This window comes from Streptomyces sp. NPDC020965 (genome assembly GCF_044333555.1).
GTDB lineage: Bacteria > Actinomycetota > Actinomycetes > Streptomycetales > Streptomycetaceae > Streptomyces.
The window spans coordinates 286,215-304,072 of record NZ_JBIRRE010000011.1; the positions used below are offsets into that span (position 1 = coordinate 286,215).

At 71.5% G+C, this 17,858-nt stretch carries 1 protein-coding gene and 1 pseudogene; both read left to right on the forward strand.

From position 1 onward, the window contains the following. Positions 1 to 43 precede the first annotated feature (43 nt). Entirely contained in the window at positions 44 to 14,227 is a 14,184-nt protein-coding gene (locus tag ACH4S7_RS29995) for a type I polyketide synthase (RefSeq protein ID WP_398524483.1), read from the forward strand. A gap of 71 nt (positions 14,228 to 14,298) precedes the next feature. Continuing rightward, positions 14,299 to 17,858, forward strand: a pseudogene (locus ACH4S7_RS30000) (type I polyketide synthase); the annotation flags it as partial.

Consider the following 17,858-nt stretch of genomic DNA (forward strand, 5'->3'; position numbering starts at 1 on the left):
GAAAGCTGAGATGACGGCACCTTCCGACAAAATCGTCGACGCGCTGCGTGCGGCGCTCCGGGACAACGAGCGGCTCAAGCAGCACAACCAGCGGCTCGAAGAGACCGCGCACGAACCCATCGCGATCGTCGGTATGGCCTGCCGGCTCCCCGGTGGCGTCGACACCCCCGACCAACTGTGGCGACTCCTCACCGACGGCGAGGACGGCATCACCGACTTCCCCGACCGGCCCGGCTGGGACGTCGACACCCTGGTCGACCCCGATCCCGACCGGCGCGGCACCACCTACGTCAGCCAGGGTGGCTTCCTCCACGACGCCGACCGGTTCGACGCGGGCTTCTTCGGGATCTCGCCGCGTGAGGCGCTGGCAATGGAGCCCCAGCAGCGGCTGCTCCTCGAAGTCGCCTGGGAGACCTTCGAGCGGGCCCGGATCTCCGCGACCTCGCTCCGCTCCACGGCGACCGGTGTGTTCGTCGGCGCCACCGGCCAGGATTACGGCCCGCTGGTGCACCAGTCCGGCGTCGAGACGGAGGGGTATCTCGCGACCGGCACCCATGCGAGCGTCGCGTCCGGCCGGATCGCCTACACCTTGGGTCTGGAGGGCCCCGCCGTCACCGTCGACACGGCTTGTTCCACCTCGCTGGTGGCGCTGCATCTCGCCGTCCAGTCACTGCGGAACGGCGAGTGCTCACTCGCCCTCGCGGGCGGTGCGACCTTGATGGCCAGCCCCGCCACCTTCCTGGAGTTCAGCCGCCAGCGCGGACTCTCGGTCGACGGTCGCTGCAAGGCGTTCTCGGACGACGCCGACGGCACCGGCTGGAGCGAGGGCGTCGGCATGATCCTGCTGGAGCGGCTGTCGGACGCCCGCCGCAACGGGCGCCGCGTCCTGGCGGTGGTACGGGGCTCCGCGGTGAACCAGGACGGTGCGTCGAACGGTCTGACCGCCCCCAACGGGCCGTCCCAGCAGCGGGTCATCCGCGAGGCCCTGGTCAACGCCGGTCTGTCGGCCTCCGATGTGGACGCGGTGGAGGCGCACGGTACGGGGACGACACTGGGCGATCCGATCGAGGCACAGGCGCTGCTGGCCACCTACGGCCAGGACCGGCCGGGCGGCGCCCCCCTCTGGCTCGGTTCGGTGAAGTCCAATATCGGCCACACCCAGGCGGCGGCCGGTGTCGCGGGCCTGATGAAGATGGTGCTGGCGATGCACCACGGGGTGCTGCCGAAGTCGCTGCATGTGGGGACGCCGTCGTCGCACGTGGACTGGTCGGCGGGTGCGGTGGAGTTGCTGTCGGAGGCGCGGGAGTGGCCGGAGGCCGACCGGCCGCGCCGGGCGGGGGTGTCCGCGTTCGGGATGAGCGGGACCAACGCCCATGTGGTCCTGGAGCAGGCCCCCGCGAGTGCGGAGCCCGAGGTGCCCGATACAGCGCCCCCGGCCCGTCTCGTCCCGTGGTTGGTGTCGGGTCGTAGTGCGGCGGGTCTGAGGGGTCAGGCGGCGGCGTTGAGCTCCGTGGTGGATAGGGCTCCGGTCGATGTGGGTTGGTCGTTGTTGTCGTCGCGTGTGGTGTTTGAGCATCGTGCGGTGGTGTTGGGGTCGTATGGGGTGGGTCTCGGGGCTGTGGTGGCGGATGAGCCTGTGGGTGGTGTGGTGCGGGGTGTGGCGGGTGCGGTGGGTCGGTCGGTGTTGGTGTTTCCGGGTCAGGGTGCGCAGTGGGTGGCTATGGGTGCGGAGTTGTTGGACACGGCTCCGGTGTTCGCGCGGTCGGTCGCGGCGTGTGAGGGGGTGTTGGGTGGGTTGGTTGATTGGTCGGTGATGGATGTGTTGCGGGGTGTTGGGGGTGCGCCGTCGTTGGATCGGGTGGATGTGGTGCAGCCGGCGTCGTTTGTGGTGATGGTGTCGTTGGCGGCGTTGTGGGAGTCGTACGGGGTGGTGCCGTCGGCGGTGGTGGGTCATTCGCAGGGGGAGATCGCGGCGGCTTATGTGGCGGGTGTCCTCTCGTTGGAGGATGCGTTGCGGGTGGTGGTGGCCCGGTCGTCGGCGATTGCGGCGGTGGCGAGTGGTGTGGGGACGATGGCGTCGGTGCGGGTGTCGGCGGAGCGTGCCGAGGCATTGTTGGAGCCGTTCACGGGTCGGGTGTCGGTGGCGGCGGTGAACGGTCCCTCGCAGGTGGTGGTCTCGGGTGAGGTGGCCGCGGTCGATGAGCTGGTCGCCGAGTGTGGGCGGTTGGAGATTCGGGCGCGCAGGATCGCGGTGGACTATGCGTCTCATTCGGCGGCGATGGATGTCCTGCGTGATGAGTTGATCGCGGAGCTGGCGGGGGTGACTCCGCGGGCGGGTCGTATCCCCTTGTTCTCGACGGTCACGGCCGAGTTCATCGATCCGTTGACGATGGACGCGGAGTACTGGTTCCGGAATCTGCGGGAGCCGGTCCGTTTCGCCGACGCGGTGGAACGACTGGCAGGAGACGGATACGGCGTCTTCGTCGAAGCCTCCTCGCACCCCGTCCTCACCTCCGCCGTCGAAGAGACCCTCGAAAGCTTCGGCGACGACGACTCCGGTGTGGTGACGGGGTCGCTGCGCCGGGATGACGGTGGTCTGGACCGTTTCCTCGCCAGTGTGGCCGAGCTCTGGGTCAGGGGAGTGGACGTCGACTGGACCGCCGCCTTCCCCGGTACGACGGCACGGACCATCGACCTCCCCACGTACGCCTTCCAACGCCAGCGCTACTGGCCGAAGTCGAGCGCAGTGACGGCCGTCGTCTCGGAGAGCGGATTGCCCGACAACGAGTTCTGGGCGGCGGTGGAGCGCTCGGACTCGACCGCGCTCGCCGCCACGCTCGGCACCGACACCGCCGTACTCGACCCCGTACTGCCCGCGCTCTCGCACTGGCGCAGGCAACAGCGCGAACAGTCCACCACCGACGGCTGGCGCTACCGGATCGCCTGGCGGCCCCGGAGCGCATCCGGGCCCCGGCCCGTACTCGCGGGGAGCTGGCTCGTCATCCGGCCCGCCGATGCCACCAGTGGGCAGCCCGGCGGGGACACGGATACGGCCACCGCCGTCCTCGAAACGCTCGGTGCCCACGGTGCCGATGTCCACGTCCTCACCCTCACCGACGACACGAACGACCGGCCCACGATCGCCGGACTACTCCGGGACACCGTCCCCCAACCGGCCGGTGTCCTCTCCCTGCTGGCCCTGGACGAGCGACCGCACCCGGCCGGTGACGCCGTGTCGGCCGGCCTGGCGGCGACCGTCGCGCTGACGCAGGCACTCGGCGACGCCGAGATCGCCGCGCCCCTTTGGATCGTCACCCGTGGCGCGGTGAGCATCGGCCGCTCCGACCCCCTGCGCGCCCTGACCCAGGCGGCGACCTGGGGCCTCGGCCGGGTCATCGGCCTGGAACACCCCGACCGCTGGGGCGGCCTCATCGACCTCCCCGACGAGCTGGCCGCCCGCGACCGGGAACGGCTCGCCCACACCCTGGCCGACGGCACTGAGGACCAGGTCGCCCTGCGCGCGTCCAGCTCCTTCGTACGACGGCTGGTGCACGCCGACCCGAGCGGCCCCCCGGAACACCCGTGGCGACCGCACGGCACCGCGCTGATCACCGGTGGCACCGGCGGCATCGGCTCGGCGCTCGCCCGCTGGTTCGCCGGTAACGGCATCGAACACCTCGTACTCACGAGCAGACGCGGCGCCGACGCGCCCGGCGCCGCCGAACTCCGCGCGGAGCTGTCGGAAGTGGGCGTCGGAGTCACCCTCGTGGCCTGCGACGCGGCCGACCGCGACGCCCTGGCCCAGGCGCTCGACGCGGTCCCTACCGCGCATCCCCTCACGACCGTCGTCCACGCGGCGGGCGTCGGACAGTTCCAGGATCTCGTCGACGGCGACCCCGACGCACTCGCCGACATCATGACCGCCAAGGTCCTGGGCGCTAACCACCTGGACGCACTGCTCGGCGACCGGCCCTTGGACGCGTTCATCCTCTTCTCGTCCAACGCGGGCGTCTGGGGCAGCGGCGGACAGTCGGCCTATGCGGCGGCCAACGCCCACCTGGACGCCCTGGCGGAGGACCGACGGGCGCGCGGCCTCGTCGCCACTTCGGTTGCCTGGGGTGCCTGGGGAGACGCCGGGCTCGCCACCGACGCGGCCATGGCCCAGCGGCTCCAGGCCCGGGGCATCCGTGCCATGCCGCCCGCGCTCGCCATCGCCGCCCTGCGCGGTGCCGTCGAACGCGACGAGACCTTCGCCGTCATCGCCGACATGGAGTGGGAACGCTTCGCCCCCGCCTTCTGCGCGGCCCGGCCGAGGCCGCTGCTGGACGAACTCCCCGAGGTCCAGCGCGCGCTAGAGGCGGACGAATCGGTGGAGCCCGAATCCGGCTCCACCGCCGACACCCTGCGCCGGCGGCTCGCCGATATGTCACCGGCCGAACAACTCCGTGACCTGCTGGAACTGGTCTGCGCCCAGGCCACACGGGTGCTCGGCCACGACGACGGCGACACCATCGAACCAGGGCGCGCGTTCCGCGATCTCGGCTTCGACTCCCTGACGGCGGTCGAACTGCGCAACCGGCTGAGTGCGGTCACCGGGCTGCGGCTGCCCGCCACCCTCGTCTTCGACCACGCCCAGCCCCGCCCGCTGGCCGCTTTCCTCTGTGCGGAGCTGATCGGTACGGAACAGGCGGTGACCCCGGTCGACGCGGACCGCCGTCCGGTGGACGACGAGCCGATCGCGATCATCGGTATGAGCTGCCGGTTCCCGGGCGATGTGCGGTCCCCGGACGATCTCTGGCGGCTGCTGGCCGACGGCACCGACGCACTCACCCCGTTCCCGGCCGACCGAGGCTGGCCGGCCGTCGGTGACGACGCGGCGCGCGAGGGCGGCTTCGTCCACGACGCTGCCGGGTTCGACCCCGCCTTCTTCGGCATCTCACCGCGCGAGGCCCTCGCCACCGACCCACAGCAGCGGCTGCTCCTTGAGGCCGCCTGGGAGGCGTTCGAGCACGCGGGAATCGCCCCCGACTCGGTGCGCGGCACCCGTACCGGGGTCTTCGTCGGTTGCAGCGGACAGGGCTACGGCACCGGATCGACCATCCCCGAGGAGGTCAAGGGACACCTGCTCGTCGGCAACGCCTCAAGCGTCGTCTCCGGCCGGGTCTCCTACACGCTGGGGCTGGAGGGCCCGGCGGTCACCCTGGACACGGCGTGCTCCTCGTCCCTGGTCGCCCTGCACTGGGCCGGCCAGTCGTTGCGGTCGGGTGAGTCGTCGCTCGCGCTGGCCGGTGGTGTGACGGTGATGTCGACACCCGGTGCGTTCGCGGAGTTCGCCCGGCAGGGCGGTCTGGCATCGGACGGTCGGTGCAAGGCGTTCTCTGACGACGCGGACGGTACGGGGTGGGGTGAGGGCGTCGGCGTGCTGGTGCTGGAGCGGCTCTCGGACGCTCGCCGCAACGGCCACCGGGTGCTCGCGCTGGTGACCGGCAGCGCGACCAATCAGGACGGCGCGTCGAACGGTCTGAGCGCTCCCAACGGGCCGTCCCAGCAGCGGGTGATCCGTGACGCGCTGGCGAACGCCGGTCTCTCCCCGTCCGAGGTGGACGCGGTGGAGGGACACGGTACGGGGACGACCCTCGGTGACCCGATCGAGGCGCAGGCTCTCCTCGCCACCTATGGCCAGGACCGGACCGACCCGCTGTGGCTGGGCTCGATCAAGTCCAATATCGGCCACACCCAGGCGGCGGCCGGAGTCGCCGGCGTGATCAAGATGGTGCTCGCCCTACGGCACGGTGAGCTTCCGAAGTCGCTGCACGTCGATGTCCCGTCGTCGCATGTGGACTGGTCGGCGGGTGCCGTGGAGCTGCTGGCGGAGGCGCGGGGGTGGCCCCGGACGGATCGGCCGCGTCGGGCCGGTGTGTCGTCGTTCGGCGTGAGCGGCACCAACGCCCATGTGATCGTCGAGGAGGCCCCCGAACAGACCAATCCGGAGCGGGCTCCCGGCGTCGAACCGCCGGTGGTGACCTGGCTGGTGTCGGGCAGATCGGCGCGGTCGGTCGCGGCCCAGGCCGGGCGACTGCTGCCGGTCACGGATCTCGCCGATCCCCTGGACATCGGGGTCTCGCTGGCCACGACCCGTACGGCCTTGGACCACCGGTCGGTCGTACTCGGCTCCGACGCCGACGAACTCCGCACCGCCCTCAAGGCGTTGGCTGCCGGTGAGACATCGACCAGCGCTGTCCAGGGTGTGGCCAATGGCGGTCTGACTGGTTTCGTCTTCTCGGGTCAGGGTGGTCAGCGGGTCGGTATGGGCCGTGAGCTGGCCGAGGTCTTCCCGGTGTTCGATGCGGCGTTGAATGATGTCTGTGCGCGGTTTGACACCGTCTTGGATCGTCCGTTGCGTGAGGTGATGTTCGAGGATCCGGACGGGTTGCTGGGTGGTACGGGGTGGGCTCAGCCCGCGCTGTTCGCCGTCGAGGTGGCGCTGTTCCGGTTGGTGGAGTCCTGGGGCCTGGCACCTGACTATCTGGTGGGTCATTCGGTCGGTGAGCTGGCTGCCGCGCATGTCTCGGGTGTGCTGTCCCTGGACGACGCCTGCCGTCTGGTCGCGGCCCGTGCCCGGTTGATGCAGGCGCTACCTTCCGGTGGTGCGATGTGGGCGGTACGGGCTTCCGCGGATGAGGTCACCCCCCACCTGATCGACGGTGTCTCCCTCGCCGCCATCAACGCGCCCGGACAGGTGGTTCTCTCCGGTTCGCGTGCGGCGGTGGAGCAGGTCGCGGCCGCACTCCCGGACCGTAAGGGTCGCTGGCTCGATGTCAGCCACGCATTTCACTCCCCGCTGATGGACCCGATGCTGGACGCGTTCCACACCGAAGCGGCCGGGATCGAGCACCAGCACCCCCGTATCCCGATCGTCTCCACCCTCACCGGCGAACCGGTCACCGACTTCACCGCCGACTACTGGGTGGACCAGCTCAGGGGCACCGTCCGATTCGCCGACGCGACGGCCCGCCTCAAGGCGCTCGGCGTCACCCGCTTCGTGGAACTCGGCCCCGACGCCAGTCTCATCGGCGCCATCGGTGAAACCTGCGATGTCGAAGCGATCTCCCTGCTGCGCCGCGACCGCCCCGAACCGAACACCGTCATCACCACTCTCGCCCGCTTCTGGGCCACCGGAGGCTCCGTCGACTGGGCGGCCTTCCACGCCCCCAGCGGCGCGCGGGTGGTTGATCTCCCCACGTACGCCTTCGACCACCAGCGCTACTGGCTGGAGGGAGCCCCGGCCGAACTCTCCGACATCGCCGACCGATGGAGCTATCAGGTCGACTGGCGGCCGGTCGACACCCCGGCGAACGCCGCACTCACCGGCCGCTGGCTGCTGCTCACACCGGATACGGAGCCGGGTGCGGGCGCCGACGAACCGGCCGTCGTCACGACGGTCGCCGACGGCCTGCGGTCGTCCGGCGCGGAGCTGGTACGGATCGCGGTCGACCTGACGGCCGACCGCGAGACGCTCGGGGAACTGCTCCGCGAGCACACCGACGCGACCGGCGTGATCTCCCTGCTCACCCCGGTCCCGACCGCCCCGGTCCCCGCCACCCCGGCCAGCGGCCCCCTCGGGCACGATCCGGCCGCCGTCGCCGTGACCGCGCGGCTCATCCAGGGACTCGGCGACGCCGGAGTCCCCGCCCGCCTCTGGGCCCTCACCACCGGCGCCGTCTCCGTCGGCGGCTCCGACGCGCCGCCGCACCCCGAACTGGCCGCGGTCTGGGGCCTGGGCCGGGTCGCCGCGATGGAGCACCCCGACCGCTGGGGCGGTCTGATCGACCTCCCGCCCGCGCCCGGACCGCGCGAGGTGGCCCGGCTGATCGGCGTACTGGCCGATCAGCCCGGTACGGATCAACGGGACGACCAGCTCGCCCTGCGCCCGGCGGGGGCCTTCGCCCGACGCCTCGTACGCGCCCGGGCGCCCAAACCGCAGGACCAGGGCGGCTGGCCCCTCGGCGGTACGGTCCTGGTGACCGGAGGCACCGGCGCGCTCGGCACCCATATCGCCCGCTGGCTCGCCGACCACGGCACGGCACATCTCGTCCTGTTGAGCCGCCGCGGGCCGGACGCGCCCGGCGCGGCCGACCTCCGCACCGAGCTGACCTCGGCGGGAATCAGGGTCACCCTCGTCGCCTGCGACACCTCCGACCGCGCCGCGCTCGCCACGCTGATCACCACCCTCGACGCCGACGATGTCCACATCGACGCCGTGGTGCACGCGGCCGGGGTGATCGATGACGGGCTGCTGCACACGATGACCCCGCGCCAACTCGCCGGCGTATGGGCGGCGAAGGCCACCGCGGCGGCTCATCTGCACGAGGTGCTGAGCGACCGCGAACTCTCCGCGTTCGTGCTCTTCTCCTCCCTGTCCGGGACCCTCGGCGCCGTCGGACAGGCCGGCTACGCGGCAGCCAACGCCTACCTCGACGCGCTCGCCGCCCACCGCGCCGCCGCTGGACGGCCCGCCCTGTCGATCGCCTGGGGCCCCTGGGCGGGCAGCGGTATGGCCGCGAACGACACCGTCGCCGAGCGGATGCGACAGAGCGGACTCACCCCGATGGCCGCCGCCCCCGCCCTGGAGACACTCGAACGGTCCCTGGCCGGCGCGGCGTCCACAACGGTGATCGCCGATGTCGACTGGAGCCGGCTCACCGCCGAACGGGACACCGCGCACCGCACCCCGCTCATCGCCGAACTGGTCGGTCCTGCCGAACCCGCCGACCGGGCGGGAGTCCCGGACACCGAGCCCGCCCTGCGCCGCGAAGTGCTGGCGCTGCCCCCGGCCGCCCGGCCCGCCGCCGTACTGGAAGCGGTTCGCGTCCAGGCCGCCGACGTACTCGGCCACCCCTCCATCGAACCGGTCGAACCGGACGCCGCGTTCTCCGCGCTCGGCTTCGACTCGCTGCTCGCGATGGACCTGCGGGCCCGGCTCAAGGCACTGACCGGCCTCGCCCTCCCGGCGACGCTCGTCTTCGACCGCCCGAACCCCACCGCGCTCGCCGATCATCTGCTGGCGGAACTCTCCGGCACCCGGGCCGAACTCGTACCGGTGCCGTCGAACAGCGCCCCGGCCGACGACGAGCCGATCGCCATCGTCTCCATGAGCTGCCGGTTCCCCGGTGGTCTCGACACCCCCGAGGACCTCTGGCGGCTGCTCACCGATGGCGCGGACGCGATGTCGGCGTTCCCCGAGGACCGTGGTTGGGACACCGGCTCGCTCTACCACCCGGACCCCGACCACGACGGCACCTCCTATGTGCGGGAAGGCGGATTCCTGCACGGCGCCGGCCACTTCGACGCCGAACTCTTCGGGATCAACCCGCGTGAAGCACTCGCCATGGACCCACAGCAGCGGCTGCTGATGGAGTGCTCGTGGGAGGCGTTCGAACGCGCCGGAATCGACCCGAAATCCGTCCGGGGCAGCCAGATCGGCGTCTTCGCCGGGACGAACGGACAGGACTACCCGGCCGTACTGCACCGCTCCGGCGAGCAGCTCGCGGGCTATGTCGCCACCGGCAACGCAGCCAGTGTGTTCTCCGGCCGGATCGCCTACGGATTCGGACTCGAAGGCCCCGCCCTGACCGTGGACACGGCATGTTCGGCATCCCTCGTCGCCCTCCATCTGGCCTGCCAGGCCCTGCGCGCTGGCGAGTGCGAAGCCGCGCTGGTCGGCGGCGCGACCGTGATGACCACGCCCAGTGTGTTCGTCGAGTTCAGCCGTCAGCGTGCGCTCTCCACGGACGGCCGGTGCAAGGCATTCTCCGACGACGCGGACGGTACGGGGTGGGGCGAAGGCGTCGGAGTGGTGCTGGTGGAACGGCTCTCGGACGCCCGCCGCAACGGCCATCCCGTGTTGGCCGTCGTCCGCGGCTCCGCCGTCAACCAGGACGGCGCCTCCAATGGACTCACCGCACCCAACGGCGTCGCCCAGCAACGAGTGATCCGTACCGCACTGGCCAACGCCGGACTCACGACCGCGGACGTGGACGCGGTGGAGGCGCACGGTACGGGGACGACCCTCGGCGACCCGATCGAGGCACAGGCGCTCCTGGCCACCTACGGCCAGGGCCGCGCCGACGACCGGCCGCTCTGGCTCGGCTCGATCAAGTCCAACATCGGGCACACCCAGGCGGCGGCGGGTCTGGCGGGCGTCATCAAAATGGTTCTCGCACTGCGCCACCGGACCCTGCCTCGGACGCTGCACGTCACCGCGCCCACCTCCCATGTGGACTGGTCCGAGGGTGCGGTGGAGCTGCTGGCGGAGGCGCGGGCGTGGCCGGAGGCCGACCGGCCGCGCCGGGCGGGGGTGTCCGCATTCGGAGTGAGCGGCACCAACGCGCACACGATCCTGGAGGAGGCACCGGAACCGGCGACCGAGACGGACACCGAGCGGGCCACCGAGCGGGCGCCACGCGCGACCGCACAGACCGAGGCCGGACCGCCCGTGCCCGGGACGTCCGCGAGTCCCGGTCCCGAGGCTTCCCCGCTGCCCGGGGCACCCGCGACACCCACGGCTCCCGCAGCCGCGCCCCCGGTCCCGACCACCCCCGTCGTGCCGTGGATGGTCTCCGGCAGGACGCCACAGGCACTCGCCGCCCAGGCGGACCGACTGCTGTCCGCCGTGACCGGTGCAACCGCCCCACCCGTCGGCGACGTGGCCTGGTCGCTCGTCACCTCACGGGCGGCACTGGAGGAGCGCGCGGCCGTCGTCGGCGCCACCCCCGACGAACTGACGGACGGCCTGGCCGCCCTCGCCGACGGGCGCGAGACACCCAACCTGATCATCGGAACGGCGGGCGCCCCCGGCAAGACGGTGTTCGTCTTCCCGGGCCAGGGCGCCCAGTGGGTCGGCATGGCGATCGACCTGATGGACTCGTCACCCGTGTTCGCCGCCAGACTGACCGAGTGCGAACGGGCGCTCGCCGAGTTCGCCGACTGGAACCTCATCGACGTCCTGCGCGGTGCGCCTGACGCGCCGACGTTCGACCGGGTCGATGTCGTACAACCCGCGCTCTTCGCCGTGATGGTCTCCCTCGCGGACCTGTGGCAGCACTCCGGAGTGCACCCGCACGCCGTGATCGGCCACTCCCAGGGCGAGATCGCCGCCGCCTGCGTCGCCGGCGCCCTCTCCCTGCGGGACGCAGCCAGAATCGTCTGCCTGCGCAGCCGGGCACTGACCCCCCTCGCCGGGGACGGCGGCATGGTCTCCCTGCTGCTCGCCGCCGACCCCGCCGCCGAACTGATCGCCCCGTACGACGGCCGCATCTCGATCGCGGCCGTCAACGGCCCTTCGTCGGTCGTCGTCTCCGGTGACGCCGACGCGCTGGACGAGCTGCTGCGCCAGTGCGAGGAGCAAGGGACCAGGGCCCGCCGCATCCCGGTGAACTACGCATCGCACTCCGCGCACGTCGACCGGATCCGCACCGAACTGCTGACCGCGCTGGGCGCCACCACACCCCGTCGGCCCGATATCCCGATGCTGTCCACCGTCACCGGCGAATGGGCGGACGCGGCGGAGCTCGACGCCGACTACTGGTTCCGCAACCTGCGGCAGCCGGTCATGCTCGACCCCGCCGTGCGGAGCCTGGTCGCCACCGGCCACCGGACCTTCATCGAGATGAGTCCCCATCCGGTACTGACCGTCCCCGTGCAGGAGACGCTCGACGCCCTCGATGTCACCGCCGGGCGGGTGTTCGTCGGCGGTTCGCTGCGCCGTGACGACGGTGGTGCGCGGCGCTTCACCACCTCGCTTGCCGAGGCGTACGTCTCCGGTGTGGAGCTGGACTGGACGGCCGTGTTCGGCGCCACCCGGCCGAACCGGGTCGAACTACCCACCTACGCCTTCCAGCGGCGCGTCTTCTGGCCTCGCGCGGTCGAGACCGAACAGGCCCCGTCCGGTACCGACCCGATCGACACCTCCTTCTGGGAGGCCGTCGAGAACGAGAACCTCGACGGCCTCGCCACCACACTCGGAGTCGGTGAGGCGACCCTCGCCGAAGTCCTGCCCGCCCTCTCCCACTGGCGCCGCGCCCGGCGCGACGCGGCCTCACTCGACTCCTGGCGCTACCGGATCGAGTGGCGACCGCTCGCCGGTGAACCAGCGGGCGAACCGGCCCGCCCGGTCGGCACCTGGCTGCTGCTCGTCCCGCCGGAATCAGCGGAATCAGCGGAGTCGGCAGGGTCGGCAGAGTCGGCGGCCTCCGGGGACACGGATCCCGGGGCAGCGGTGGCCCGTGCGCTGGACATCGCCGGAGTGGACGTCGTCCGCATCGACATCGACACCACCACCGTCACCCGCGATACCCTCACGGCACTGCTGGGTGAACACACGACGGGCCCCGGCGCCGTCCGTGGCGTCCTCTCCCTGCTCGCGGCCGACGAACGGCCCCACCCCGCCCACACGTCCGTACCCGCCGGAGTGGCGGCCACCCTCCTCCTGACCCAGGCCCTGGCCGACGCGCGTCTCGATGCCCGGCTCTGGCTGGCGACCCGGGGCGCCGTACTCGCCACCCCGACCGACGGGCTCGGCGGACTCGCCCAGGGACAGATCTGGGGCCTGGCCCGCGTCATCGGCCTGGAGGAACCGGACCGCTGGGGCGGCCTGATCGACCTGCCCGAGGTCCTGGACGAACCAGCGGCGCGACGGCTGCGCCAGGCCCTGTCCGGCCACTCCGGCGAGGATCAGATCGCCGTACGCGAACGAGGCATCTTCGTCCGCCGTCTGGTGCACGCGCCCGTGGGCGATCTGCCCCCGCGCCGGACCATGCGGCCCCGGGGCACCGCACTCATCACCGGAGGCACCGGGGGCCTCGGCGCCCAGGTCGCCCGCTGGCTCGCCGCCGCCGGAACCGAACACCTGGTGCTCACCAGCCGACGCGGCGCCGACGCTCCCGGCGCGGCCGAACTCGACGCGGAACTGACCGCGCTCGGCGCACGCGTCACCATCGCCTCCTGCGATGTGTCCGACCGCACGGCCCTCGCCGACCTCGTCGCCGGGGTACGGGCGGCGGGCGACCGGATCCGTACCGTCGTCCACGCGGCAGGGGTCGTACAGGCGACCCCCCTGCGCGAGATGACACTGGAGGAGTTCGCCGAGGTCGCTGCGGCCAAGGTGATGGGCGCGACCCATCTGGACGGACTCTTCGCCGAACCGGCCGATGCCCCCACCACCGACCCCACCGCACCCACCGATAGCACCGACACGACCCACACGGCCGACGGGGACACCGCACTCGACGCGTTCGTCCTCTTCTCGTCCAACGCGGGCGTCTGGGGCAGCGGTGGACAGGGCGCCTACGCCGCGGCCAACGCCCACCTCGATGTGCTCGCCCAGTCCCGCCGGGGCCGCGGCCTCCCCGCCACCTCGATCGCCTGGGGCGCGTGGAGCGGCAGCGGTATGGCGGCCGACCCGGAGGCCGAGGAACAACTCCGGCGCCGGGGCGTCCTGACCCTCGCCCCGGAACAGGCCCTCGCCGCGCTCGCGCAGGCCCTGGACCACGAGGAGACCGTACTGACCGTCGCTGACGTCGACTGGGCACGGTTCGCACCCAGCTTTGCAGCCGCCGGGCCACGCCCCCTGCTCGCCGAACTACCGGCCGCACAGCGGGCCCTGCGGTCCGCCGAACCCGAGAACGACGCACACACCACCGGCGCCGATCCGGGCGCCAGGCTGCGGGAACTCTCCCCGGCCGAGCGGGACTCCGTGCTCAACAGCCTCGTACTCGCCGCCGTGGCGGCCGTGCTGGGCCACGACGACCCCCGGTCCATCGACCCCGGACGGGCCTTCAAGGACCTCGGATTCGACTCCCTCACCTCCGTCCAGTTGCGCAACCGGCTGACGAGGGCGACCGGTGTGACCCTGCCGGCGACGCTGGCCTTCGACCATCCGACCCCGTACGACCTCACGGCCCTCCTCCGCGCCACGTTCGCCGGGGAGGAAACCGAGCGGCTCTCCCCCGAACAGTCCGTACTTAATGATCTCGACAAGCTCGAAGCCGGAATTTCAGCTCTTTCCCCAGACCACCAACTGGAAGCCGTTCAGGCGAGGCTGCGCAGCCTAATGTCGATCCTGGGCGACAGGCAGTCAGCAGAAACCGGCGAACCCGTGTCCCGACAGCTGGAGGAAGCGTCGGACGACGAGCTGTTCGATTTCATCCGTAGGGAATTCGGTAGGTAGGTCTCCCGCGCCGGAGCGGCGCCGGAGCCCCCCACCCCCTGGCGACGCCAACAGGAGACGGTCCGTAAGTGAACGAGGACAAGCTTCGCGACTACCTCAAGTGGACGACGGCTGATCTTCACGAGACGCGGCAGCGGCTCCGTGACGTAGAGGAGGCGGCCCGGGAGCCGATCGCGATCACCGCGATGAACTGCCGGTTCCCCGGCGGCGTCCGAAACGCGGACGATCTGTGGCGGCTGGTCGACGGCGGAACAGACGCCGTGGGAGACGTCCCGCTGGACCGTGGCTGGGACCTCACCGACCTCATGGGCCCCGGCGCCACCTCCCAGGGTGGCTTCCTCCACGACGTCGCCGACTTCGACCCCGCGCTCTTCGGCATCGCCCCGCGTGAGGCGCTGGCGATGGACCCGCAGCAGCGACTGCTGCTCGAAGTCGTCTGGGAGGCGCTGGAACGCGCGGGAATCGCCCCCCTCTCGCTGAAGGGCGACCGGGTCGGCGTCTTCGTCGGCGGCGCGACCTCCGGCTACGACAGCGTCCTGTCGGCAGCCGACAGCGTCGACGGCATCGACGGCTATGTCATGACGGGCAGTTCGGGCAGTGTGCTGTCGGGTCGGGTGTCGTACGCGCTGGGTCTGGAGGGTCCTGCGGTCACGGTGGACACGGCCTGCTCCTCGTCCCTGGTCGCCCTGCACATGGCGGCCCAGTCCCTGCGGTCGGGGGAGTGCTCGCTCGCGCTGGCCGGCGGTGTGACGGTGATGTCCACCCCGGCCGCGTTCGTGGAGTTCGCCCGGCAGGGTGGTCTGGCATCGGACGGTCGGTGCAAGGCGTTCTCGGACGATGCGGACGGTACGGGGTGGGGCGAGGGCGTTGGTGTCCTCGTTCTGGAGCGGCTCTCGGACGCCCGCCGCAACGGACGTCGCGTCCTGGCTGTGGTCCGTGGCTCGGCGGTGAACCAGGACGGCGCCTCGAACGGCCTCACCGCCCCCAACGGTCCATCGCAGCAGCGCGTGATCCGTGACGCGCTGGCGAACGCCCGGCTGTCGGCCGCCGATGTCGACGCGGTGGAGGCGCATGGGACCGGTACTTCGCTCGGTGACCCGATCGAGGCGCAGGCCCTTCTCGCCACCTATGGCCAGGACCGGACCGACCCGCTGTGGCTGGGCTCGATCAAATCGAATATTGGCCACACCCAGGCGGCGGCCGGAGTCGCCGGCCTGATCAAGATGGTGCAGGCCATCCGGCACCGGGTCCTACCGCCCTCGCTGCATGTGGGCACGCCGTCGACCCATGTGGACTGGTCGGCGGGTGCCGTGGAGCTGCTGGCGGAGTCGCGGGCGTGGCCGGAGGGCAATCGGCCCCGCCGCGCGGGCATCTCGGCCTTCGGCGTCAGCGGGACGAACGCGCACGTCATCATCGAGGAGGTGCCCGAGGAATCCGCCCCGGAGCACGCACCTGGCGTGGCGCTGCCGGTGGTGCCCTGGCTGGTCTCGGCGAAGACCGCCGACGGCGTGCCCGCCCAGGCAGGCCGTCTGCTGCCGATCACGGATCTCGCCGACCCCCTGGACATCGGACTCTCCCTGGCCACGACCCGTACGGCACTGGAGCACCGATCGGTGGCGCTCGGCGCGGACCTGGCCGAACTACGCACCTCACTGGCGGCAGTGGCTGCCGGTGAGCGGCCGGCGAGCGTTGTCCAGGGTGTGGTCAAAGGTGGTCTGACTGGTTTCGTCTTCTCGGGTCAGGGTGGTCAGCGGGTCGGTATGGGCCGTGAGCTGGCCGCTGCTTTCCCGGTGTTCGATGCGGCGCTGCACGACGTCTGCGCGCACTTCGATCCGCTGCTGGATCGTTCGTTGCGTGAGGTGATGTTCGAGGATCCGGACGGGTTGCTGGGTGGTACGGGGTGGGCTCAGCCTGCTCTGTTCGCCGTCGAGGTGGCGTTGTTCCGGTTGGTGGAGTCCTGGGGCCTGACGCCTGACTATCTGGTGGGTCATTCGGTCGGTGAGCTGGCTGCCGCGCATGTGTCGGGTGTGCTGTCCCTGGACGATGCCTGTGCTCTGGTGGCGGCGCGTGCGCGGTTGATGGATGCCCTTCCTGCTGGTGGTGCGATGTGGGCGGTACGGGCCTCCGCGGATGAGGTCACCCCCCACCTGATCGACGGTGTATCGATCGCCGCCATCAACGCCCCCGGACAGGTGGTCCTTTCCGGCTCGCATGCGGCGGTGGAGCAGGTCGCCGCCGCACTCCCCGGACGGGACAGCCGCTGGCTCGACGTCAGCCACGCCTTTCACTCCCACCTCATGGACCCGATGCTGGCGGACTTCGGTACGGCGGCGGAGAATGCTGAATTCGCCCGCCCGCGGATTCCGATTGTTTCGACATTGACGGGTGAATTGGTCGAGGAGTTCCTCCCGGCCTACTGGGTGGACCAGGTCCGAGGCACCGTCCGATTCGCGGATGCCGTCGCCCGCCTGCGCTCTCTCGGCGCCACGCGTTTCATCGAGTTGGGCCCCGACGCGACCCTGCTGGGCGCGGTGACGGAAACCTGCAAGGACGACGTCCTCGGCGTCTCGTTGCTGCGCCGCGACCGGAATGAATCCGTATCCGCGGTGACGGCGCTGGCCGGTCTCTGGGCGAATGGCTGCCCGGTCGACTGGAACGCCTTCTACGCGCCCACCGGCGCGCACACCGTTGATCTGCCGACCTACGCCTTCCAGCGCCAGCGCTACTGGCCGCGCCCCAAGTCCGCCGTCACACCTGACACCCCCGTCGGCGCCGACGCCGAGCTGTGGAACGCCGTCGAACAAGGGGACGCGGAACTGTTCGCTTCGGAGTTCGGGGTGGGGTTGGGGGTACCGCTGGGTGAGGCGTTGCCGGCGCTTTCGGCGTGGCGGAGGCGGCGGGAGGAGCGTGCGGCGGTTGATCGGTTGCGGTATGGGATTTCGTGGGTTCCGGTGGGTGTCACGGCGGGTGCCGTGGTGTCGGGGAGTTGGCTGGTTGTTGAGTCGGATGGGTCCGATGGTCCGTGGGTGGAGGTGTTCGCGGGGGAGTTGGCGGGTCGTGGTGCGCGGGTGCACAGGCTCCGGCTGGCGGCGGACGATCTGGACCGTGCGGCTCTGGCGGCTCGGTTGGTGGAGTTCGCCGACTGCGGTCGGGTGGTGTCGTTCCTGGGTCAGGTCGAGAGTGATCACGCCGGTGTGCCGTGGGGGTTGGCGGCGACGACCGTCCTGGTCCAGGCGTTGGGTGATGCGGGACTTGAAGGCCGGTTGTGGGCGGTCACCTCGGGCGCGGTCAGCGCCGGACCGGGTGATTCGGTGTCGCATCCGTTGCGGGCGGGTGTCTGGGGCCTGGGCCGGGTGGTCGCCCTAGAAGAGCCCGATCGCTGGGGCGGCCTGATCGACGTCCCCCACAGCCCCGACGACATCGCGGTGTCCCGTCTGGCGGACGTACTCGCCGCACCCGCTGGTGAGGATCAGCTGGCCATCCGCGGCGGTGCGGCGCTGGGTCGACGGCTGACCCCTGCTCCTGTGCACGGCGTCTCGGGTGGGGTGTGGTCGCCGTCGGGGACGGTGTTGATTACGGGTGGTACGGGTGTGTTGGGTGGTCGGGTGGCTCGGTGGGTGGTGGCGGGTGG